This is a genomic window from Oscillibacter sp., from assembly GCF_032018205.1.
In the GTDB taxonomy this organism is placed as follows: domain Bacteria; phylum Bacillota; class Clostridia; order Oscillospirales; family Oscillospiraceae; genus Oscillibacter.
Genome location: NZ_DALZOY010000005.1, coordinates 141,583 through 165,543 on the forward strand (window position 1 = coordinate 141,583; position 23,961 = coordinate 165,543).

General features: G+C 54.1%; 13 protein-coding genes and 1 tRNA gene. 4 read left to right on the forward strand and 10 right to left on the reverse strand.

Features of this window, described 5'->3' with window-relative positions; all coding sequences use genetic code 11:
- Window positions 1-62 precede the first annotated feature (62 nt).
- A complete protein-coding gene (locus tag RTU96_RS05820) occupies window positions 63-7,097 on the forward strand; it encodes a S8 family serine peptidase (RefSeq protein WP_312635507.1) in 7,035 nt (2,344 codons plus the stop codon).
- Window positions 7,098-7,376: 279 nt separating this feature from the next.
- Here RTU96_RS05820 and RTU96_RS05825 read toward each other — a convergent pair whose 3' ends face one another.
- Window positions 7,377-7,910 (reverse strand): protein kinase domain-containing protein, encoded by a 534-nt coding sequence (locus tag RTU96_RS05825; RefSeq protein ID WP_312635508.1) that lies wholly within the window; start codon window positions 7,908-7,910, stop codon window positions 7,377-7,379.
- 263 nt (window positions 7,911-8,173) lie between these two features.
- Window positions 8,174-8,250 (reverse strand) — tRNA-Val (locus tag RTU96_RS05830).
- A 286-nt stretch (window positions 8,251-8,536) separates the two neighbouring features.
- On the opposite strand from RTU96_RS05830, the gene RTU96_RS05835 reads away from it, so the two are divergent.
- The 3 genes from RTU96_RS05835 (at window position 8,537) to RTU96_RS05845 (ending at window position 15,532) form a co-directional block, all read left to right on the forward strand.
- Window positions 8,537-9,418: a GDSL-type esterase/lipase family protein gene (locus tag RTU96_RS05835; protein ID WP_312635509.1), complete on the forward strand. Its 882-nt coding sequence runs from the start codon at window positions 8,537-8,539 to the stop codon at window positions 9,416-9,418.
- A gap of 267 nt (window positions 9,419-9,685) precedes the next feature.
- A complete protein-coding gene (locus tag RTU96_RS05840; protein WP_312635510.1) occupies window positions 9,686-11,884 on the forward strand; it encodes an EAL domain-containing protein in 2,199 nt (732 codons plus the stop codon).
- 54 nt (window positions 11,885-11,938) lie between these two features.
- A complete protein-coding gene (locus tag RTU96_RS05845; RefSeq protein ID WP_312635511.1) occupies window positions 11,939-15,532 on the forward strand; it encodes a response regulator in 3,594 nt (1,197 codons plus the stop codon).
- Between the two features lie 112 nt (window positions 15,533-15,644).
- Here RTU96_RS05845 and RTU96_RS05850 read toward each other — a convergent pair whose 3' ends face one another.
- From RTU96_RS05850 to RTU96_RS05885, 8 genes are all read right to left on the reverse strand, one after another.
- Window positions 15,645-16,451, reverse strand: coding sequence for a TRAP transporter large permease (locus tag RTU96_RS05850; protein WP_312635512.1), 807 nt, complete (start codon window positions 16,449-16,451; stop codon window positions 15,645-15,647).
- A 121-nt stretch (window positions 16,452-16,572) separates the two neighbouring features.
- A complete protein-coding gene (locus RTU96_RS05855) occupies window positions 16,573-17,592 on the reverse strand; it encodes a PfkB family carbohydrate kinase (protein ID WP_397356529.1) in 1,020 nt (339 codons plus the stop codon).
- A gap of 38 nt (window positions 17,593-17,630) precedes the next feature.
- Entirely contained in the window at window positions 17,631-18,287 is a 657-nt protein-coding gene (locus RTU96_RS05860; protein ID WP_312635513.1) for a bifunctional 4-hydroxy-2-oxoglutarate aldolase/2-dehydro-3-deoxy-phosphogluconate aldolase, read from the reverse strand.
- Between the two features lie 251 nt (window positions 18,288-18,538).
- Entirely contained in the window at window positions 18,539-20,233 is a 1,695-nt protein-coding gene (gene ilvD / locus RTU96_RS05865) for a dihydroxy-acid dehydratase (protein ID WP_312635514.1), read from the reverse strand.
- Window positions 20,234-20,342: 109 nt separating this feature from the next.
- Window positions 20,343-20,813: a PH domain-containing protein gene (locus tag RTU96_RS05870; RefSeq protein ID WP_312635515.1), complete on the reverse strand. Its 471-nt coding sequence runs from the start codon at window positions 20,811-20,813 to the stop codon at window positions 20,343-20,345.
- 99 nt (window positions 20,814-20,912) lie between these two features.
- A complete protein-coding gene (locus tag RTU96_RS05875) occupies window positions 20,913-22,019 on the reverse strand; it encodes a DctP family TRAP transporter solute-binding subunit (protein ID WP_312635516.1) in 1,107 nt (368 codons plus the stop codon).
- A 70-nt stretch (window positions 22,020-22,089) separates the two neighbouring features.
- Entirely contained in the window at window positions 22,090-23,379 is a 1,290-nt protein-coding gene (locus tag RTU96_RS05880) for a TRAP transporter large permease (RefSeq protein ID WP_312635517.1), read from the reverse strand.
- 2 nt (window positions 23,380-23,381) lie between these two features.
- On the reverse strand, window positions 23,382-23,867 hold the full coding sequence (locus RTU96_RS05885) for a TRAP transporter small permease (protein WP_312635519.1): 486 nt from the start codon (window positions 23,865-23,867) through the stop codon (window positions 23,382-23,384).
- Window positions 23,868-23,961: the final 94 nt, after the last annotated feature.

Sequence of the window (23,961 nt, forward strand, 5' to 3'; positions counted from 1 at the left end):
GTACAAATCCTCACAAAACGGATTTGTACTTGTGCGCACTATAAAGTAATAGGAGACTCTACATGAAAATTACGCAAGCAATTGGTAAACGCGCGTTGTCCTGCCTGTTGGCGCTGGTGATGACGGCATCCGCCGTAACCATGCCTTCATACGCCGCGGAGGTGCCGCAGGACAGCACATACGTAAGTGAGCTTTTGAACGGGAAAGACGCGCCGTATGATTTAATGATTCGCTTCCATTCAGATGGCTTCGAGGGGCTTAGCCGCAAAGAAATTGCGGCAAGCACTCAGCAGGAAGCCAAGGACTTGCTGAAAGACGGCGAGGCATCGGGGGATGTGGACTTATGGGAATCCTTCTATATCACCAATTTGATCCACGCCGAGATTAACTCCAAAGATCTAGTTTATCAGCTGGCGGAGCTGGCAGATGTGGAATCCATCACTTGGAATGGCAAGGTGGAGCGCATTAAGCCCGTTGAGGACGACAACACCAATCAGAACAAGCGAAAAGCTGCCAGTGCATCTATCTACCAGCCTGATGAGCGGGACATTGAGTGGGGTGTTTTGCTTGTTCATGCCGACAAAGTCTGGGATGAGTTTTCAATTGACGGCACCGGTGCTACCGTCGGCATTATCGACGGTGGCGCGAACTACAACCTCCCCGCGCTAAAAAAAGCTTACACGGATTACGATCCAGCATCCGGTAAAGTCATTGTTAAAGAGGACAACCCCAACACCTCCCAGTGGGAAGGCGGCGCATATCGTGACTTTGTAGACGGAACCGATGTGCCGCAGACCACTACGTCTGATGATCATGGCACCCATGTTGCGGGCACCATTGTCGGTGCAGAGGGGGAAAATACCAACCGCATCGGCGTTGCGCCCGGTGCAAAGTTTATCACCGCCCGCGCCATGGGTGTGGACGGCGGCGAGGAAGCAGATCTAATTGCGGCCGCAGAGTGGATGCTGGAAATGAAGCCCGACGTTATCAACAACTCATGGGGCGGTGCCAATGACGACGACCCATGGTTTGAGGATGTTGTCGACGCCTGGGTAGAGGAAGGCATTGTGCCGGTCTTTGCTTCTGGCAATACCTCTGATAAGGTGCCCGGCGCAGGGTCCGTCTCCAACCCTGCAAATTACCCCAATGTTCTGGCCGTCGGCGCGGTGGACCGCGACAAGAAAATCGGTCGGTTCTCCAATAAAGGTCCGTCAGCGTTTGAAAATGCCGGAACCAAGCCTGAGATATGTGCCCCCGGCGTACAAGTGCGCTCGGTGGACTCCCACGGTTCTTATGTCAGCTGGAACGGCACATCCATGGCCGCTCCGCATGTGGCAGGCGTTGTTGCACTGATCCGTCAGGCCGCAAAGGCAGCCGGTAAGGAAGATGCTTATGACACCTTGGACGAAATCCGTGCCCTTTTAGAGGAGACTGCCGAACCGCTGACCGACAGCACGTATACTGGGTATCCGAACATCGCCTATGGTTACGGTCTTGTAAACGCCTATGACGCGGTTGCGAAGATTATGGGCAGAGATTCGGTTACCATCCAAGGCATCGTGCTTCAAGACGGCGATGACAAAACTCCGCCCGAGCCTTCGTTCCTCGATCTGAACGAGGGCTATCTTGGCCGGGATGTACAGGTAAATGTTCAAATTAAGGACGATGTCTCTGTCCGCAGCGCCAAGCTTACTTATACAGTATCCGGCAAAGAGGCGCAGACGGCTGACCTTACACTTGCATCCGGTTTGCAGAATGACGGCGTGTATGCCTACACCATTCCGGGAACAGAGCTTGTCAAGGGTACGCTTGCGCTGGAGGTCACGGCTGTTGACTACGGAAATCACAGTGTAGCCATTACCAAGAACATGGAAATCAAGCCGGGCATGACTATTCCGTGGTCTCAGGATTTTGAAGACGCCGAAAACGGCCTGCCCGGATTTTTGATGGATGGCTGCTGGAATTTCTCCACCCGAAAGACGAATGCAGAGCCGGAATTGCCCGCAGGCATGAACGGAAACGGGAACTCGACCTATATCGGCATAGACGCAGGCTTTTCGTTCTTTGACCGGAAAATTGACAGCAATCTCTATCTGCCCCCCATTGACCTGAGTGATGTGAGTGCAGAGGAGCATCCATCCCTCAACGTTGACATGTACAATGGATTTACAGGCATCAGTCAGGCAAAGATTCAGGTCTCTACGATTGGTGGCAGTGAAAATTCCTGGGAAGATCTTTATCATGTAATTCTCCGCCCGGATATCACCGACAGAGACTGGACACATGGCACCTTTTCTCTGGAGAAGTACGCAGGCAACGCGCTTCCGTTGCAGATTCGCGTATATTTTTATGGCCACGATGCTGATGAAGGTGTCGGCTGGTATCTGGATAACTTTTCTGTAACGACAAACGAGACTGTTGCCCCGAATCAGGTGCAGGCACTCCATGCCAATATCAGCAGCAAAGGACTGCGCGTCAGCTTTGATGCCAACGAAGAAACCGATATGATCGGTTACAGCATTGAGCGCAAGACATCTGGCGGTACATTTGAAGAAATTGCAACCGTCGATCAGAATTTAGACAGCTTCCAGTTCATTAATAAAAATGAAGAAGAAACCAGAACGGAATCGCACTACCATGTAAACTATCTGGATGTGAACGCTCAGGCCGGAAACACCTATGTGTACCGGGTTCGTGCCTATGACTTCAGTGGAAACTATGGCGCATACTCTAAGGAACTTGAGGTTACGTATCAAAGCTATTCCGGTAATGCCGTCTACGACTTTGAGGAAAGCGACGGCGGTTTTCAAACCGGCGTTCTTTCCGAGGCGGTAAACGACTGGGCTTGGGGCAAGCCCAATATTCCCGAAAATGTGGACGATATGCTTCTCCTGCCGCGAACAGCGTGGAGCGGCCTTGCGAAAAACGGCACAAATGTGTGGGGTTCGCCTTTGGGTAAAAAGCCCTCCCAGCCGCAGGACTCCTATCTTCAGATTCCCGCTGTCACCGTGAATGCCGGCGACTATCTCTATTTTGATTCCTATTGTGCAAATAATTCCTCTTCGGAATTTGTCAGCTATACAGTGGAGATTAAGGAAGCAAACAGTTCTTACTGGCTGCCGCTAATCTCCAGAGAGACGGTTATGGACAATGACCAGACCTTTACCTGGTGGCAGATTGGGGCATCGCTGGAAGACTATGCCGGTAAGGCTGTGGATATCCGCTTCCGCACCGTTATAGACAGCGGCTATCTGGACGCTTATAATCTGGGATGGCACATCGACAATGTGAGCATCGGTAGCCAGCAGGGCGAATACCAAGCCAATGCGGCGAATGGACTCGTCCCAGAGGGTAGTCTGGGGACTGAGGCGCGCGCTGCAAGAGGCTTCGGCCCGTCCGACGTGACGGGGTACAACGACCAGATGGGAATCGGCCAGCCTCGCGCCAAGGCCAGCGGCAATTCTTTGGGCACATCTGACGGTACCGCCGGTATTCCCATCCGCGCGAAGGTGACAGTTGCTGGCTCCGGACGCTATACCTATTCCAGTGTCATCGACGGCAGCTATTCCATTAAACAGGCGGCAGCCGGGAATGATTCCTATACTTTAAACATCGAAGCCTACGGCTATGAACCTGAGAGCGTGGCGGCAAGTGGAACCGCCAATATTACGGTGTCCCCCGTTTTCATGACGAAAGCGCAGACCGCAAGTCTGACGGGACAGATTATGGATAGCGATGGCGCCCCCCTCTCAGGCGCCAGCCTCCGGCTGGTGGAAGATACCATGGCGCCCGTGCTCACAACAGATCCATCCGGAACCTACACAGGAGATGCTTATGCGGGAACCTATACCGTCCGCGTCTTCAAGGACGGCTATCGTTCTGTGGAACAGTCCATTACGCTCTCCGCAGGCCAAAACTCCATTCCGGAGATACGGCTTCAGCTCCTTGGGGATCGTATATCTGAGAAGACTGATTACGGTTATGTAGAGGTTACGGACAGCAATGGCGACTATCAGACAATTCAGTTTACCAGCGGGCCGCACGGCGTAGCCGTACTTTTCCAGTCACCGCACGTGGGCGGGATTTTGAAGAGCGCTGACATCTTTTTTGTAAAGAACAATTATTACAGCGGCGACCACATCATGGTGGGTGTGCTGGCTCATGATGAGAAAGGCCGCTTGCGTGAGCTTGCCCCCTTCCGCACAGTGGAAGGCATCACACCCAATGCCTGGAATACAATTGATTTTTCGGAATTTACAATTGAGACTGACAAGCCCGTTTATGTGGCGGTAACCTACGACAAATACGAGTTCTCCGAGTGTATGGGCGTCTACTATGACACAGATGCCCAGGAGAAAGCCATTGACAAGTCGTTCATTTATGACGGCGCATTTACGGCAACCTCCTCCATTTCTCCCGCAGGCGCTTATGCCGTCAAGGCCAACTGGCTGTATACCGAAGGAGCCGCTACAAACACCGAAAACGGCGATGACGATGACGTAGACCCGCCGATTATTGATGATGAGAACGCATTTGTCTTTGACGCGGGGACGCAGACAATAACAGGCTATCGCGGCAGCCAAACCAAAGTGATAATTCCCGCAAAGATTGATGGCGTTGTAGTTAAACGCATTGGCAACGAAGCCTTCAGCGGCTTTGGCAAGGATTCTGATAAAAAGCTTGTCAGCGTCGTAATTCCTGAGGGTGTGGAAGAAATTGGTGTGGACGCCTTTATGGTCAACCAAATTAGCAGCATTACCTTCCCATCCACACTAAAAACCATCGGTGCAGGTGCATTTAAGTTCCAGTACAGCAAGGACATGGAGTTGACGATTCCTGCAAGCGTAACGGTCATTGCCGAGTCAGCGTTCCAGAGCGCTGCCAGCCCCATGACGGTCACCATGCCCGGCGTTACAAAGATTGAGAAACTTGCCTTCGACGGTAACCGGGATATGAAGGTTTACGCCAACAGTCTTACCGAAATTGCAGATGAGGCGTTTGGTGTCCGCAATGCTTCGGATTTCCCCTACGCCAAGGTGTACACAGCAAAAAACACCACGCTCACATCCGTAAACCAGCAGCACCTTATCAATCCCGCCGTAGTGACGGTTATGGAGATTAATTCCAGAGACTCAGAGGACGTTTTTGGCAAGACCACTCTATACGGAGTAAATCAAACCTCCATTGGCAGGAATCAGGATGTATCTAACTTCTACCAGACCGGAAAGACTGTAACCATTGCGCCGCCTGATTTCCGGAAAGACGGCAAAATTTACAGCAGCGCGGACAAGCCTGTTACTCTGAAGCTGGAGCAGGAAAACACCCTGACTTTTTACTACGATACGCTTATCCCAAGACTGCGCACATCTATTTTAGACGTGGATAAGGAAATCCTCGGCTTCTCCCTGCCCGGAGCTGAGGTCGCCGTTACCGCTGGGGAGCTGGCCTATACGACCACAGCCAACAGCGATGGCTTTTTTACTCTCCCGGTGAACGACCTGACGGCTGGTATGGTATTGACCATTAAGGTCAATGGCAAAGCCGCCGGAAGTGAAACGGTCACGCAGTATAAGGGCGAGCAGTATATTACGAGCGGTAGTGTCATCACCCGTTACATGGGAAATGGTGGAGCCTTAACGCTGCCGACAGCGGTTGGCAGCAGCGGATCCGTAACCGAGATAGCGCCGTTTGCGTTTTACGGTGTCCAGTTAACCTCCGTCGTTTTGCCCGACACGGTGGAGACGATCGGCACGGGTGCATTTATGAAAACTGGGCTGAAATCCTTTGGCTGGAATCTGAAGGATATTAACAGCGCGAAGTTGCGCTCCATTGACGAATACGCTTTCCGTGACAATGCGCTGGAAAAGGTGGCCATGCCCGAGCTGACTCACCGCATTCGGACAGGCGCCTTTGAAAATAACACAATAGTAGAGCTTCAACTGGGCAAATACACGGGTCACATCGGCGATCGCGCCTTTAAGAACAACCAGATTAAAGTGCTTGAAATGTCAGATACCGCAGAAGAAATTGGTATTGAGGCGTTTATGAGCAATCAGATTGAGTCCCTGACGATCAAGCCCCGCCTGCCGGGCTATGAAGACGGCTTGGAGTTGATTCCGGAGCGCGCCTATGCCAACAACAAACTGACGGAGGTTGTGCTTCCCAAAACGGTATCTGCCGTTGATAAAACAGCCTTTGCAGACAATGTTTCAAGCGGAAAGCGCTTTATCGTGGTTTCTGACGCAGAGAGCATCGTGCCCACGGCAGGCTACGATGTGCGCCGGAGCAATGGCACACTGCTCACATGGCAAAATGGCAATACAACCCCCTCCCCCTCGGGCGGCGGCGGTGGTAGTGCGGCAGTTGACAGCGTTGCCGTCACCAACCCCGCAGGCGGTTCCGCTACCTTGAAAAACGGAACGCTGACCGTAACCCCCAAGGCCGGCTATGCAGTGGACAAGGTTACCGTCAACGGTAAGGAAGTTACACTGACCAACGGTAAGCTTGCAGGGGTAAAGAGCACCGATAAGGTTGTTGTATCCTTCAAGGTAATCGAAGCCGCTCCCACCGGCAGCTTTGTGGATGTTCCCGCTGGCGCATATTACACGGATGCGGTTGCGTGGGCGGTTGCGAACGGCATCACCGAGGGCACAGACATCACGCACTTCAGCCCTGATGCGAAAACCACCCGTGCACAGGTTGTAACATTCCTGTACCGTGCGGCGGGTAGCCCGGATATCACGGCCACAGACGCATTCTCCGATGTTGCCCCGGGCAGCTATTATGAAAAGGCAGTTGTGTGGGCAGTTGCAAACGGCATCACCAACGGTGTCCGCGGCGGCAGGTTTGACCCGAATGCGGACTGCACGCGCGCCCAGATTGTGACTTTCCTTGCCCGGTATGCTAAGGGTACTTCTGCCGGCGGCAACAATTTTGCTGATGTCCCGACAGATGCGTACTACTCGGACGCGGTTGCGTGGGCGGTTGCGAACGGTATCACCGATGGCACGAGCGCAACTACATTCTCTCCCGACGCAAAGTGCATACGTGCTCAGATGGCCGCATTCCTGTATCGCCTGCTGGGCGCGCAGAAGTAAATCCGTCCGGCTATATTGCAGACCTGAGTGGAGATTGTTCCAAAACAGTTTAAAGAATGTGGGGCAGGACACTAAAATGTGTCCTGCCCCACTATGTTTGCTGAAATATGATAGGCAAAATAAAATAAAGCGCGTATATTAAGCAAGAACGCCCACAAAAGCGCGCCGGCTGTAGCTACCAGTACCAGAAAAAGATCGGGCGCGTGGGCTATGGAAAGACCACCTACGCCTGCTTGCTTCCAGTGGCAAAGAATTACACCCTGATTCCCCTCGAAATCTTCAAGTGGAAGCTGCCTTGCGGCGCTTTCTGCGTCTGCCTGTGCCTGCTCCAGCAGGCCGGCAACAACAAGAAGGCGTTTCCTTCCATTCGCAGTATTGTAAAGCTTCTGGCCATGGGCTACTCCACCGTATGCAGAGCCTTAGAGGCAATTCGAATATATTTAGAAGGAAAATATTTTCAGATTGCACTCCCGTTTCCTTCTGATTCTCAATAAGCGATGTCAGAGTGCTATCCGCATATTCCATAATTATGTAGGGCGAACACTCAGGGTATGTATTCCCGTCATGCGCATAAATATATTCTATTACATGATCAGATGAAATAAATAGGGTCTCATGCAATTCATTTTGGAAGGACAAAAGATTTTCTGAACTCTCAAAAGATGAGAGTAACATTTTTACGGCGAAAATAGTGCCATCATTTTCTCTATGGGCTTTATATACATTTCCAAAACCGCCACTTCCAAGAACACTATCAAGAATATAAGAGTTTTCTTTGTTGTCTTTGATTTTTGAACCGACAGTAATAATCATAAATTAAACCTCCTATAACACCAAAATTATAACCACAGAAGGGGTTTGCTGAGTTGCTTCTAAATTGTTAAAACGTGAAACTATCTTAAGATTTTAAGCTCTTATCGTTACCACAAGTATAACAGTAATATTTTCCAAAAATAACAGGGAGAAAGACTAATCCAGTCTTCCTCCCTTGATATATTCGTAATGAATCAGGTCCCAATAAAAAAGATAAATCCGAACCCATTCCCAATTGGAAAAAGGTTCGGATTATCGTGTTTTGGTGGACGATACAGGACTCGAACCTGTGACCCCCTGCACGTCAAGCAGGTGCTCTAGCCAGCTGAGCTAATCGTCCGAAGCGAACGAATGAATAATACACGAAAACGACAAGTTTGTCAACAGCTTTTCAAAAATTCAAGCATGGAAAATAAAAAAATGTTGTCTGCGGCTTTAAAAGAACCTTCTCATCGTAAGTCAAAACAAAGTCGCCCAAGCGTAAAGAACTACCTATATCGCGGCACTGTAACTCTTTCGACGAAATTTGTCATTATTTTTAACCGGATTGTCTTCACTTTTTTCTTCTTTGACGCGTCCTTTTTGTATACAATGGAATACATAAACCGGTTAAAGGAGCGAGCAGCGTGGCGGGAAGACGAAAAGAGCGGGAAAAGAAAAGAATACGTAAGGGTGTTTTGCTGGTGCTGCTTTTGACGGTGGGTCTTACAGTGACCACACCGCTGACGCCCACGCTGGACGCCTCGCTGGCCTCTGTGGCGGCGGCGGCCACCCCGGCCGTTCCACAGACGGAGGCGCAGACGCCTCCCAAGGCTTGGGCGGATTTTTTGGACGGGCCCACCGGCCCTGCCGCTCTCGGCGGGGAAGCGCCCGCCGAAGAGGGCGAAGAAACGGACGCTTTGCCGGAACCTGAAGCAGGTGGGGAAAGCAGCTCTGTGGAAGAAAGCTATTTTGCAGACGCGGCCTTCGTTGGGGACTCCCGGACCGAGGGCTTTCAGCTATACAGCGGCCTGACGGAAGGTACATATTTTTGTGCGGTGGGCGCCACCGTCCAGACGGTCATGGATAAGGCGACGCAGGAGGGATCTTCGGGGGCCGAGACAATTTTAGACGCGCTCGCCCGGGGAAGCTACGGAAAAATCTATGTGATGCTGGGCATCAACGAGCTGGGCTGGTACCGCACGGAGGAGTTTACCGAGCAGTACGCAAAGGTGATTGCCTGCATTCGGGAGGACCACCCCGGAACGGCAATTGTAATTGAGTCCCTGCCGCCCGTCAGCGCAAAGCAGGACGCCAAGCGAAGCTATGTAAAAAATGAGCGCATCGTTTTGTTTAACGGGCTTCTTGAAGAGCTTGCGGCGGCGGAGGGCTGCACATTTTTGGACGTGGCCTCGGCCGTGATGGATGAAAACGGAACCCTCCCCACGGAACTGACCACCGACGGGGTGCATCTCAACACCGCAGGGTGCAAAAAGTGGCTGGAATATCTGAGGGAACACCCCGTGTAATCCCGGAGGCAGGCGCGAAAACCGCCGCATTTTCGAGAAAAGTGGAAAATGCGGCGGTTTTCGTGTTATTTATTTTAAATTTAAGAAAAAAACGGGCTGAAAATAAGATGAAGCGTTGTAATTTTAATATTATAATTATATAATACAATAACCTATTATTATTTCATCCACCGTGCGCCAAAGCCCCGCCGCCTCTAGCGTCACTGTTTGCGGCGGACTCGGCAAGGGCGGACACGCACGCTGGGAAAGAACGGGGGAAAAAGCGGGATGAATACGCGGCGCAAGATTCTGGTGGTGGACGACAGTGTTGCCAACCGCCTGACGCTCTGTAAAATTCTCTCCCGGGAATACGAAACGCTGGAGGCCTCCGACGGGCAGATGGCGCTGGAGATTCTAAACCGGGAGTCGCTGAGAATTTCTCTGATCTTTCTGGATATCAGGATGCCTGTGATGGACGGCTACGCGTTTTTGAAAAGCGTGCAGACGGACAAGCTTCTATCCGCCATTCCCGTGATTGTTGTAACCCAAAGCGGCGGGGAGGAGGACGAGGTGGAGGCGCTGACTCACGGGGCCATGGACTTTATTACAAAGCCGTACAAGCCCGGCGTGGTGCTGCACCGGGCCGCCAACATCATCTCCCTGCGAGAGACGGCAGCGCTGGTGAATCAAATGGAGCACGACCGGCTGACCGGACTGCACAGTCAGGCGTTTTTCTATCAGCAGGTGCGTCAAGCGTTGCGCCGGAATCCGGACGAGCCCTATGACCTGCTGTGCTCCAACGTGAAGAACTTTAAGTTTATCAACGAGGTGTTCGGTCTTGCGGTGGGAGATCAGATTTTGCGCCTGATTGCCCGAGAACTGCGGGACGGGCTGCCGGGCGAGCACTTTTGCGGGCGGCTGCAGGCGGACATTTTCGTGTGTATGATCCGGCGAGGCTCCATAGATTTGGAGGCCGCGCTAAACCGGGCCACGGAGCGCATCCGGGGAGAGTCCGGCGTGAAAAGCTTTTCTATGAAGTGGGGGGTCTATTCCATTACAGATCTGCACATCCCCGTGGAGCAGATGTGCGACCGGGCGCTTTTGGCCTGCAACTCCATTCGGGGGGAATACGGCCGGCTGGTGGCCTTTTACAACGACGAGCTGCGCCAGACGCGGCTGTGGGAAAAAACGCTGGAGGACGGAATGGAATCCGCTCTGGCCGCCCGTCAGTTTGAGATTTTTTATCAGCCTAAATTCAGCCTGCGCAGCGGCCGCATCTGCGGCGCGGAGGCGCTTGTGCGCTGGAATCACCCCACTTTGGGGTTTTTGCTGCCCGAAAGCTTTATGCCGCTTTTTGAGCGCAATGGCTTTATTACCCGTCTGGATCGGTATATCTGGGAGGAGGCCGCCTCCGCCCTGCAGGAGTGGGAGCTGCGGGGAATGCCGCTGGTGCCCGTCTCCGTCAACGTCTCAAGGGCCGACATCTATAACGCCAATTTGGAGTCCGTACTGCTGGGGATTCGACAGCGGTACGGAATCAAGCCGTCCCTCCTTCATCTGGAGATTACGGAGACGGCCTATACGGAGGACCGCCGTCAGCTTTGCGACGAGGTGACAAAGCTTCGCAACGCCGGGTTTACCATTGAAATGGACGATTTTGGCAGCGGCTATTCTTCGCTAAATATGCTCAATGAACTGCCGATTGATATTCTGAAGCTGGACATGAAGTTTTTGAAGGAAGATCAGGAGCGGAGCAAGCGCCGCGGAATCCTCAGCTTCGTGGTGAGCCTTGCCCGATGGCTGGACCTTCAGGTCACCGCCGAGGGTGTGGAGTCCGCCGAGCAGGTGGAAAAGCTGCGGAGCATGGGGTGCAACTATGCCCAGGGATATTATTACGCGCCTCCGCTTCCCCGGAAGGAGTTTGAGCAGTTTCTCGAGGATGTGGATGATTCGCAGGAGGAAAATTCCCTGAAGAACGCGGACATTTTGGAAAAGACTCATATTTTGGAGATGGCTGCCTATCAGGACTATCTGACCGGCCTTTTGAACCGGCGGGGGCTGGACGACGCCATGGCGCGGCTGGACCAGTCACAGACCAGCGTGTCGGTCTTTGTGTTTGACATGGACAATCTGAAAGACTGCAACGACTCCAAGGGCCACGCGGGGGGAGATGAGATGCTCAGGCGGTTCAGCAGTGTGCTCCGCTCTCATACCCGGGGCGGGGACATTCTCTCCCGCATCGGCGGGGACGAGTTTGTGGCCGTGATGCCCCGGATGCGCTCGGCAGAGGCCGCCATGAAAAAAGGGCAGGAGATCTGTCAGGCCTTTCGGGACAGCAGTCCCCACCTGCCGGACGGATTTTGCCCCTCCTGCTCCGCAGGCATGGCCCTGATGGGGGAGGGGGAATCCTTTGATGCGGCCTTTGCCCGGGCAGATCAGGCGCTTTACCGGGCAAAGCGCAATCAAAAAGGTGTGTGCTTTGCCTGAGACAGAGGCGGGGTCAGGAAGGCGAAAACCGCTGTTGGAAAAGGGGTGCTGCCAATGAAAGAGTGTGCCGGAGCCATGGGGCAGGTGCAGGAATTTTTGCGGGTTTGGTTTTGCCGCCGGGATGCAGAAACCGCGTCCCGGTATTTGTCCGACGAAATCGGCTTTATAGGCCCCGGCGGCGGAGAAGACGTTTTGGGCGCCGCCGCCATGAAGGACTATCTCACACAGGACTGCCGGGAGGAGCCGGGCCAGTTTCACATTGTATTTCTCCACCCATGGGAGCAGCAGATGGCACAGGGCTGCGCCTGCGTGAAGCTGGAGGTACTCCTGCAAAATAAAGAATATAGCTGGCGACTGCGGTTTTCCTTCCTGCTTCGTATGGAGAAGGGACTTTGGCGTGCTTGCCATATCCATATTTCTGAAGCCACGGGCAATCAGCGCGGTGGGGAGCATTATCCCCACACGCTGGTGATGGAAAGCTTGAACCGCCAGCGCAGCGACCTTTTAAACGAGGCCATTCCCGGCGGTATGATCGGCGGCTATCAGGAGCCGGGCTTCCCGTTCTACTTTGTGAACCAGCGGATGCTGGACTATCTGGGCTATGGCAGCGAGCAGGAATTTGTGACGGATATTGCGGGGCTGATATCAAACGGCATTCATCCGGAGGAGCGGGCCGAGGTAGCGCACTGGATCGTCGGGCAGATTGCCGAAAGCGGCGAATACACGGTGGAGTACCGGATGAGGAAAAAAACAGGCGAGTACATCTGGGTACACGATATTGGCCGCAGCGTCACGGCGGAAAACGGGAAGCCCGCAATTATTTCCGTGTGCGTGGATATCACGGCCCTGCGCATCGCGCAAGAGGACCGTCGCCAACTGCTCAATACCATTCCCGGCGCGGTGCTGCGCTGCCGCTATGCCGAGGGTCTGGAGGTGCTGGACACCAGCGACGTGCTGTACGGCATCACCGGGTATGGACCGGAGGAGCTGGCGGTGGCGGGAAACCGGCTGACAGCCCTGCTGGAGCCGGAGGACGCGGAAAAGATTCTCCCGGCCTTTCACGCGCAGCTTGCTGCGGGAGCCGGAAGCGTGTACACCGAGTGCCGCCTGAACCGACGGGACGGCGAGGCTATCTGGATTGCTTTGCGGGGACACATTACGGTTGCAACCGACGGTGGCGAGCCTGTGCTCTTCTGTATGCTGACCGACGTGACCGAGCAGGTGGAGGAACGGGCGCGGGTTCGCAGGCGGTTTCAGCGGGAATCAGACCATGCCACGGAGCTGGCGGCCCCGAATCTGGTTGCAAAGGCCATGGCGAATTTAACGGAAGACGCATTTGAGTCCTATTTCGGAGTGGGCGGCGCCGCCACGGCAGCGTATTTTGCCGCTGCCACCGTGGACGAGGCCATGCGCTACATAGCCGACAGTGCCGCCTCCGGAGAGGATGCGGCCCGTTTTCTGGAGCGGTTTTCCCGTGACCGCCTGATGGAGGCTTATGCCGCTGGAGAGACAGACCACAGCGTGGAGTACCGCCGCCGCCGCGCGGATGGGAAGATGATTTGGTGCCGGACGGTGGGCCGCACCTATCTCACCCCGGAAACCAGCCACCTGACGTTGTTTATTTACAGCTTTGATATTACCGAGGAGTGGCTTTCCCGCAGGCTTCTGGAGCAGGCGTCCATCATGGATTATGATTTTCTAATGGACGTGGACATTGAAAACAACCGCTATCACGTCGCGGCCCGGGGCGAGGCGGGCGTGATGAACCTGCCCGACACAGGGGAATTTCATGTGGAGTTCCGCAGGGGTTCCGCCGCTGCGATTCCGGAGGCGTCCCGTGCGGAATATTTCAGGCAGTTGGATTTTGACAACATCCGCGCCCGGCTGGAGACGAGTCCCTCCTATTCTTTCACAGTGCCTAGTCAGACAAACAAGGGGCTGCGATATAAAAAATACAGCCTTTCCTATATTGACAAGATCACCGGCCATGTGTGTCTTAACAGGGTGGATATCACCGACATTATTGAAAGTGAACAGCGCCAGCAGGAGGCGCTGCTTACCGCTCTTCAGGCGGCAAAGCAGGCCAATTTGGCTAAGAGCGACTTTCTCTCCCGCATGAGCCACGAAATCCGCACGCCGCTCAACGCCATCATCGGGATGGCGTCCATTGCCGCCTCCGCCAGGGATGACAGGCAGGAGATTTCAGATTGTCTTGCAAAAATCGGCGTCTCCTCCCGTTTTTTGCTGTCCCTTATCAACGACATTTTGGATATGAGCCGTATTGAAAGCGGAAAGCTGCTGCTCAAAAATCAGCCCTTTTCTCTTAAGGACATGATCTGCAACACCGCCGATATCATTCGCGCACAGGCGGGGCAGAAGGGCGTGGAGTTTGATTGCGTTCTGTATCCCGGGCTGGACGAGGGCTACACCGGCGACGAGATGAAGCTCCAGCAGGTGCTGGTGAATATCCTGACCAACGCCGTGAAGTTTACCGCCGGGGGCGGAAAGGTCACCTTTTCAGCCGAGGAGGTGAACCGCGGGAAGAGCGACGCCACGCTTCGCTTTGTGATCCGGGACACCGGAATTGGCATCGACCCGGGCTTTTTGCCCCGGGTATTCGACGCGTTTGCTCAGGAGAGCGGCGGCTCCACCACTGCATATGGCGGTACTGGGCTGGGTCTGGCCATCTCGAAGAACATTGTGGACATGATGAACGGACATATTACCGTCCGCTCCATTCCAGAGGTGGGGTCTGAGTTCACGGTGGACGTGCGGCTGGGCGCAGGCCCGGAAGAGGAGCCTCAAAAGGAGGAGGCCCTTGCATACAAGGGGATGCGGTGTCTGGTGGTAGACGATGATGCCGCTGTGTGTCAAAGCACGGTGCAGATGCTTCGGGAGATGGGCGCTGTTGCCGAGGGCGTGGACAGCGGCCCCCGGGCCATCGCCCGGACAAAGGCACTGATGGAGTGCCGCGAGTGCTTTGCCGCCGTTTTTCTGGACTGGAAGATGCCGGAGATGGACGGGGTAGAGACGGCGCGGCGGCTGCGCGCCTTGGCGGGGCGGGAACCCATGATTTTCCTGATGACCGCCTATGACTGGGGCAGCATCGAGGAGCAAGCCCGCTCCGCCGGTGTGGACGTGCTGCTGGAAAAGCCGCTGTTCCGCTCCACGCTGGAGTCCGCTTTTGTGCGGGCTTCCTCAGGCAAGACACAGTCGAAGGCCCGGTCCTGCGCCGAGGCCCACAATTTTGAGGGCCGACGCATTTTGCTGGCGGAGGACCATCCCCTGAATGTTGAGATTGCCGTGAAGCTGCTGGAACGGGTGGGCTTTGAGGTGGATACCGCCGTCAACGGACTGCGGGCGCTGGAGCTGTTTAAGAAATCTCCCGTGGGGTATTATGATGCGGTGCTGATGGATATTCGCATGCCGCTGATGGACGGGCTGACCGCCGCGGGTGCGATTCGCGGTATGAATCGGCCGGACGCCGCCCGAACGCCCATTTTGGCCATGACCGCCAACGCCTTTGAGGACGACGTGGAAAAAAGTCTGGCGGCGGGGATGAACGCCCATCTGGCCAAGCCGATTGAGCCGGAGGCACTGTATCGCGCGCTGCATGGGTTTATCTGCGCGGAAGATGAGAATTTGTAAAGAAAGGTCCCGGCGTGCTGTAACACGCCGGGACCTTTTGCGTGGAGTACATCATAAAAACGAGACTCCTGCGCGGATGTACACATCTAAGAATGGTCGGGAAAAAGGAGAGTCATCCCAAAATGCCGATGCTCAATGCGGGCACAAACGTCAGCAGCATAAGAACGCAGATCATTACTAAAATCATGGGCAGGATTTTGGCGGCAATTTTTGTAACCGGCATCCCGGAGATGGCCGAGGCAAAAAACAGGTTGCAGCCGTATGGCGGAGTAATGAATCCAATGGCCAAGTTAACGGTCATCACAATACCGAACTGGATGGGACTCATCCCGATGCCGGTGACAATGGGAAGCAGAATGGGCGTCAAGATGACGCAGCCCACAATCAGCAGGAATATGTTTATTACCAGCAGAATTAAAATGGGGTTGCTGATATTTAGAATGCTGCTGGCGATGCTGGTAGGAACCTGCGACATGGTCAAAAACCGGGCGAAGGCCATGGAAATGCCCACGAGGAAGGTGGTCTGCCCGTTAATCAGAACGGTGTCCCGCAGGGCCTCATAAAAGGCCTTCTTATCCAGCTCCTTGTACACAAACACGCCCACAAGAAGAGAATAGACAATGGCCACCACGGCGGATTCGGTGGGGGTAAAAATGCCGCCGTAGATTCCGCCCAGAATAATCACCGGCACAAGCAGCGCCCAGATGGAGGTGCGCAGGGTGGCAATCAGGGTTCCTATCTGAAACTTTTTATTGGTGCCGTAATTGTACCTTTTTGAGGTGAAGTAATTAACGCCCATCAGCACAATGCCGATCATGATGCCAGGAATAATGCCCGCCAAAAACAAATCGGAAATAGAGCACTGGGCGGCCACGCCGTAAATAACAAAGGGAGTGCCTTCCTCCTTTGAGGAAGGCACTTCTCATCAATAATGACGTATTACCGCACAGCCACGCTGTGACTGCGACAGTCATCTGCGGATTTCTCTCTGTATCTATGTCAACAGGGCTACGTCAAAATTCTTACTAAAAGAAGCTGTTTTATCTCTGGACACGGCCGGAAGCGTTGCCGCCCGCCAGATTTTCCACTTCGGAAATGGAAACGAGGTTAAAATCATGCTCGATGGTGTGCTTCAAGCAGGAGGCTGCGATGGCAAAGTTGATGGCCTTCTGGCTTTCGCAGCCGTTCATCAGAGCATAGATCAGGCCGCCGCCGAAGCTGTCGCCGCCGCCCACGCGATCCACGATATCAATGCGATAGGTGGGGGAAAAGACGGCTTTGCCGTCGCTGTACAGCATACCGGCCCAGTCGTTTACAGAAGCGGAGAGGCTTCCGCGCAAAGTGATGGCGACCTTCTTGAAGCCAAAACGTTCGCTTAGCTGCTTAGCCACGCTGACATAGCCCTCATGGCTGATCTTACCGGTATCCAAATCGGTATCAGCCGCGGCGATGCCGAATACATCCTTGGCATCCTCTTCGTTGGCAATGCAGACATCCACATAGGGCATCAGCTTGCTCATGGTTTCGCCGGCCTGTTCACGGCTCCACAGCTTTTTGCGGAAGTTTAGATCGCAGCTAATGATGACGCCCAGCTCTTTCGCGGCCTTGCATGCTTCCATGCAGATTTCAGGCAGTTTGCCGCCCAACGCCGGTGTAATCCCGGTAAAGTGAAACCAATCAACGCCCCGAAAAATGCTGTTCCAATCAAAATCAGAGGACTGAGCCTGAGAAATAGCGGAGTTGGCACGGTCATAGATGACCTTGGAGGGACGCTGAGAAGCACCCTTCTCCACGAAATAAATGCCCAGACGGTCGCCGCCGCGCGCAATCATGCTGGTATCAACACCATAGCGGCGCAGCTCATTGATGGCGCACTGACCGATCTCATGAGCAGGGACCTTGGTTACGAATGCGGCATCAACGCCATAGTTGGCCAGAGACACAGCGACGTTGGCCTCGCCCCCGGCATAGGTGGCCTCAAATTTTTCGGACTGGACAAAGCGCTGGTACCCTTCCGGATTCAGGCGCATCATAATCTCACCAAAGGTAACGATTTTCATAGCGATGTACTCCTTTTTCAGATAAGTAATTGGTGTCCTCAAGCGTTGTGTGCAATTTCCACCAGCTGCCGCGCCACCTCGGTGATCTTCTGGTACTCTCCGGCTTCAATCCAGGCCTTGTTGGCAAGATTCCCACCGACACCGGCGCCGGACATTCCGACCTTCAGGAAATCAGCAAAGTTCTTTTCACTAATACCGCCCACAGCCAAAAGCTTGATGTGGCTTAAGGGGGCGCGGATGGCCTTGATGTAATCCACGCCCAGATTTGAGGCAGGGAACAGTTTTACATACGCTGCGCCGCACTCGTGTGCATACTCGATCTCGGTGGGTGTCATCGCGCCGGGCATTGCCACCATGCCCAGCTCAACCGTGCGGCGGATGACGTCGGCGTTGGTGTTGGGGGCGATGGTATAGCTGCCGCCTGCCTGCGCGGTCAGCTCGACCTGCTTTACGGTTAAAACGGTGCCGGAGCCAACCAACATTTTGCCTGCGTACTTTTTGGCGATGGCAGCGATGCAATTGGCGGTTTCCTCGTCGGAAGAGGGGGTCTTCGGATTGAAGGGGACTTCCATCAGACGGATGCCGCCCTCGTACAGCGCATCTGCCACCTTCATGCACTGCTCGGTTTTGATGCCGCGGACAATGGCAATGACCTTTTCTTGATCGACCTGTTCTTTGATTTCTGCAATCGTCATCATAATCCTCCTATTTTGTTCGTTAAAAATATTGATTGTAATTGAAAAACGGAAGTGGTATCCGTATAGGCATCCTGCCGAAGAAAATAGAGATTTGAGGCAAAAGAATGCATGGAAGCGCTGCGGAAGCAGAGATTTCCGGCAAGAGAAAAGGCCGCTTTAAAGCGGCCTTTTCCTCTGCAGAGGACTTAATGAGACACAGGAAGTGCCTCCGCCCCGGCGCTTCTTGATGTAGATGATTTAAAAAGAGATTACAGGTTCTCCAGCTTCTTCATATCCATGACAGCACCCTCAGCACCGGAGCCTGCCAGCTTGCAGTACAGACTCAGCCAGCCACGGGTGAATTTGGGCGCGGGAGCCTTCCACGCAGCCTTACGGACGGCCAGCTCTTCGTCGCTGACCAGAACGTTCAGAGAACGCTCCTCCACGTCAATGGCAATGCGATCGCCGTCACGGACCAGAGCAATGGTGCCGCCCTCAGAAGCCTCGGGAGAGATATGACCGACAAAGCAGCCGTTGTTGGTGCCGGAGAATCGACCGTCGGTGATCAGAGCGGTGGTTTTTGAAAGCCCGCGGCCATAGAGATACTTCATGGCCTTGTACATCTCGCGCATGCCGGGGCCGCCCTTGGGACCCTCATAACGAATGACCACCACATGGCCGTCGTGGACCTTGCCCGCCAAAATCGCCTCCTCGGCGGCTTCCTCAGAATCGAAGCAAATAGCCTCGCCCTGGAAGTGATGAAGGCTCTTGTCAAAGGCGCCGGGCTTGGTAATGCCGGTGTTGGAGGCCAGGTTGCCCCGCAGAACTGCGACGCCACCGGTGAAACCGAAGGGATCGTCAAGGGTGCGGATGGTGTGGCCGGTATTGGGATAGAGATACTTGTGGGAAGCAATGTTCTCACCAATGGTATGTGCGGTAACGGTCATCTGATCGTAATCCAGATGCTCGCGGGTCAGGTTTTGCATCATACGCATCACGCCGCCGTCCTTGAAGAAATCAATGACATTGTAGTTGCAGGCGGGATTCATTTTGGCGATCTGGGGCGTGGTGCGGGAGAGGGCGTCAAACTCGGCCAGAACGTCAATATCCAGCTCAGCCTCGTGAGCAATGGCGATCAGGTGCATCACGGCATTGGTAGAGCCGCTCATGGCCATGCAGGCCTTAATGGCGTTGCGGATGCTGCCGTTGGTAATGATCTTGCGGGAGGTAAGCTCTTTTTCAACCAGCTCCATGATTTTGATGCCGGTTTCCTCGGCCAGAGCGAGGCGGCGGGCAGAGGTGGCGGGCGCTAAGCTGGCGTCCGGGAGCGTCATACCCAAAGCCTCAGACAGAGAGCACATGGTGTTGGCAGTGCCCAGATACGAGCAGGAACCGCATCCGGGGCAGGCGGTATCTTCAAGAGACACGTATTCTTCCTCGGTGATCTTACCCGCAGAAAGCATGCCATAGGCCTCGGTGCTGGAGGTCTGATCAGATTCGCGGCCGTCAAACACCTTGCCGCCCTCCATGGGACCGCCGGGCAGCACGATGCAGGGGATATCCAGACGGGCGGCTGCCATCAGCATTCCCGGGACAATTTTATCGCAGGAGCCCAGCAGAACCAGCGCATCAAACTGATTGATCTGCGCCATGGACTCAATAGAGTTGGCGATAAGTTCGCGATGGGGAAGGATGTAGTGCATACCGGTATGGCCGTTTGCCATGCCGTCGCAGCCGCCAATCACGCCAAATTCCACGGGGGTGCCGCCGGCACGGTAAACGCCGTCACGGACGCGCTGTGAAACCTGACGCAGGTTGAAGTGGCCGGGGACAGACTCGCTCCAAGAGTTTGCAATACCAATGATAGGACGGGCCAGATCATCTGAGGTGAAGCCCATCGATTTGTAGGTGGCACGATAATATTGATTGCCGAGGCCGGTTAAATATTTTTTGCTGCGTTCCATAAGAGTTCTCCTTATATCCATGTGTCAATTTCAAAAGCGGGACGAAGCCCGGAATTTTCAAATTTAATTCAACCAAGACAGAAATTTTGGAAGTGTACAAGATAAAAAATCAATTTTCAATGGGGGGAAGCTGCTGCGCATACTGCTGAATGACAGGCAAAAGCTGGGTGAACCGTTTGCTGAGTGGATCGATGCTTTCCTGCGACATTCCGACACAGATTGCGTCGTTGGGCAGATGTATTTTGACAATACCAATCGAGTCGTTATTATCAAAAGACAAATTCAAAATGGCGTTCAAAGGGATGATTTCTATACGGGAGCGCGAGAATAAACGCATCTTGGCCATCAGAATGCGCTTGTTGGTAAACGCATAGGCGAAATTGCGCTGGTGAGCGGACATGCTGTGGAATCGATGCAGGCCAATGAAAGTCAGGTAGGCAAATTCATCTTCATCCATGGCCTGCTCCACCAAGCGAAAGCTGTTGATGCCCCATGCCCGGTTCAAGCCCTTGCCGAAGCCATGGGTGCAACTGTATGCATACAGATCCTCCGCTTTTTTCAAATGGATTTCCTGTTCCATAGGAAATGCCTCCTTACCTTATCATTTTTTCATGACTGGCCCGGCATTTGCCGGGCCAGTCTGATTACGAAAGAACGGCTTCATACGAAGCGGTGAACATTAACCCTTAGCAGGATTCAAAAGGTCCATGATTTCGGAGCCGGTATCCTGAGCGACCATATCCCGAATGTGGGCGGTCTTTTCCACGAACTCGGCCTTGGCCTCGTCGGTCAGGTAAGTGACCTCGATGCCGTAATCGTCAATGCAGGACTGCAGGTTATCGGCAGCGGCCTGACGGTTGATGGTCTTCTCCTCTTTGCCGAAGGCCGTTGCAGCCTCGGTCAGGATGGCCTGGGTGTCAGCATCATAGGTATCCCAGATTTTCTTGGACATGTCGAACAGGAAGGGGCTGTAAATGTGGTTGGACATGGTGATGTACTTCTGGACTTCCTGGAACTGATAGCTATAGAAGTTTGCAATGGGGTTCTCCTCGCCGTCAACAGTGCCCTGCTCCAAAGCGGTGTACAGCTCGGAGGAAGACATCGGAGTGGCAGCAGCGCCCAGGCTGTTCCACAGCTCCTGATGGAACTTGTTTTCCATGGTACGGATCTTCAGGCCGGCAACGTCGGCAACAGAAGCAACAGCGTGCTTGCTGTTGGTCAGCTCACGGAAACCGTTTTCGTTCCATGCAAGATTGATGATGCCCTTATCAGCCAGCTTGGCGTTCAGGTAGTCACCAACTACGGAAGCCAGAATCTTGTCAGCCTCGGCTTCGTCATTGAACAGGAAGGGGATGTCGAAGATACCCAGTTCGGGCACATAGCCCACCAGGGGGGCGGTAGAGGTGTTGTTGATCTCCAACTGACCGGCAACGACCATCTCGGTAGCGGTGGTATCGTCGCCCAACTGCGCGCCGGAGTAAACCTCAACACCGATGTTGCCCTTGGAGTTGTTCTCGACCATGGGAGCGAACACAGACAACTGCGCCTTGACGCCGGGAGAGGTCTCGCCGGCACCGTTGGAAACCTTCACAACGATGGGGTTGGTTTTACCCTGTGTCTCGGCAGAGGAGCCGTAAGGGCCAACCTCGGTGCCTTCACCGGTGGCAGGGGTGGAGGTGCTGGAGCCGGAGCTGCCGGCAGGGACCTTGGTTGCGGCCAGACCACAACCGGCCAGTGATGCAGTCATGGCCAGAGCCAGCAGCAGTGCAAGAACATTCTTTTTCATGGTGTTTCCTCCTAAGTAAAATATTTATGAACGGGATAATAGAGAACCCGCGCATTTCAAGAGGTAGGTATCAGCCCAGATGATTGGGCACGAACAGAATCAGCTCGGGGAACAGGGTGATGCCCAGCAGGACCAGATACATCACGCCGACGAAGGGCAGGCTGGCCTTGATCAGATCAGCCAGCTTAACCTTGGACAGGGACACGGCGCAGTACAGCACGTTGCCGACGGGGGGAGTGGCCAGACCAATGCACAGGTTGGCGACCATGACAACACCGAAGTAAACGGGGTCCAGGCCAAAGCTTTTGGCGATAGGCAGCAGGATCGGAGTCAGAATCATGATCGCGGGGCCGGAGTCCATTACGCAGCCGACCAGAATAAGCAGCAGGTTCACCAGCAGCATAAAGGTCACAGGACTGTTGGTCATGGAGAGGATGACCTTCGCCAGCAGTTGGGGAATCGCACAGGTGGTGACCATGTAAGCGGCCACCTGAGCAGAACCGACAACAAACATCATGACAGCGGTGGACTTCATGGCGTTGCACATCAGATGGGGCCACTCTTTAAACTTGAATTCACGATACACAAAGCCCGAGACGATCAGTGCGTACAAAACAGCCAGAGCGGCAGTTTCGGTAGCGGTAGCAATGCCGGTGGTGATGCACAGAATGATGAACGCGGGAAGGCAAATCGCAAAGAACGCTTCTTTGGCTGCCCTGAAAATGCTGAGCAGGTTGGTCTTAGGGCCAACAGGATAGTTGCGCTTACGGACATGGAAGAACCATGCGACCATGAGACCGATGCCGATCAAAATGCCCGGGACGATGCCGCCCAGGAACAGAGCGGAAACGGAGACCTCTGCGCAAACACCGTAGAAGATCATCTGGGTGGACGGGGGAATGATGGGGCCAATGCAGCCGGCGGCGCAGATGATGCCGGCGGACTTGGCCTTATCATAGCCAGCGCCTTCCATAATCGGGAGCATCATGGAACCGACTGCGGTGGTATCAGCCACTGCGGAGCCGGACACGCCTGCGAAAATCATGGAAGCCAGAATACCCACGTAACCCAGACCACCCTTGAAGCGGCCCAGCACGGAGTATGCGAAATCAACGATACGACGGGAAATGCCGCCGCGGGTCATGATTTCACCGGCGATCATGAAGAAGGGGATGGCCAGCAGGGGCACGCTGTCAGTGCCGTTGACAAATTTTTGGGCGAGGGCAAAAAAGGACCATGCGGAGGGACGGCTCAGGGACTGGGTGAACATCATGAAGAAACCCGTGCCCACCAGAGAGAACGCAATGGGAGCGCCAATGATAACCAAGCCGAAAAGGGCGATCAAAAAAACAGCTAACATTCTTATTCAGCCTCCGTATCTGCAGTTTCCAGCGCCTCGCTGCTGAAAGTAATGATTTTTGCAAGCTTCACCAGAGTCTGGATAAACATATAGCCAAAACCGATGGGGGCGCAGAGATAAACAGCACCCTTGGGAATGCGGAGAGCAGAAGTCAGCATGGGCCATGTCCCCTGCACCAGTTCAATGCCGCCTATGAACAGGATGGCAAGCATCGCCAGTACCAGCAGCAGGGCGATGACCTCCACGATCTTACGAGGAATTCCGTGGAACATTTCAACGACGAAGTCCATTCGCATATGCTCGCCGTGGAGCGCGGTATCATTTGCCAGTATCGCGCCAAGGAAAGTGACCCAGATGAATAGGAAGCGGCAGGCCTCCTCGGACCAGGAAAGGCCGGAATTGAAGACATAACGCAGGATCACGTTCATGATTACCAGACCGGTCATCAAGGTACCGGCGCCAATCAAGACGACCTTAATCAATGCCATCAGCCCATTGTTGATTTTTTTTAAAACACACATAATTTACTTGAAATCCTTTCTTTATAAGTTTATGACAGCCGCGGGCGCGGCGGATCACTGA

Bases quoted from the DNA above. Each gene is read 5' to 3' on its own strand.
- RTU96_RS05820 (WP_312635507.1), top strand. From the start codon at position 63: ATGAAAATTACGCAAGCAATTGGTAAACGCGCGTTGTCCTGCCTGTTG.
- RTU96_RS05825 (WP_312635508.1), bottom strand. From the start codon at position 7,910: ATGATTATTACTGTCGGTTCAAAAATCAAAGACAACAAAGAAAACTCT.
- RTU96_RS05840 (WP_312635510.1), top strand. From the start codon at position 9,686: ATGAATACGCGGCGCAAGATTCTGGTGGTGGACGACAGTGTTGCCAAC.
- RTU96_RS05845 (WP_312635511.1), top strand. From the start codon at position 11,939: ATGAAAGAGTGTGCCGGAGCCATGGGGCAGGTGCAGGAATTTTTGCGG.
- RTU96_RS05855 (WP_397356529.1), bottom strand. From the start codon at position 17,592: ATGAAAATCGTTACCTTTGGTGAGATTATGATGCGCCTGAATCCGGAA.
- RTU96_RS05860 (WP_312635513.1), bottom strand. From the start codon at position 18,287: ATGACGATTGCAGAAATCAAAGAACAGGTCGATCAAGAAAAGGTCATT.
- ilvD (WP_312635514.1), bottom strand. From the start codon at position 20,233: ATGGAACGCAGCAAAAAATATTTAACCGGCCTCGGCAATCAATATTAT.
- RTU96_RS05870 (WP_312635515.1), bottom strand. From the start codon at position 20,813: ATGGAACAGGAAATCCATTTGAAAAAAGCGGAGGATCTGTATGCATAC.
- RTU96_RS05875 (WP_312635516.1), bottom strand. From the start codon at position 22,019: ATGAAAAAGAATGTTCTTGCACTGCTGCTGGCTCTGGCCATGACTGCA.
- RTU96_RS05880 (WP_312635517.1), bottom strand. From the start codon at position 23,379: ATGTTAGCTGTTTTTTTGATCGCCCTTTTCGGCTTGGTTATCATTGGC.
- RTU96_RS05885 (WP_312635519.1), bottom strand. From the start codon at position 23,867: ATGGCATTGATTAAGGTCGTCTTGATTGGCGCCGGTACCTTGATGACC.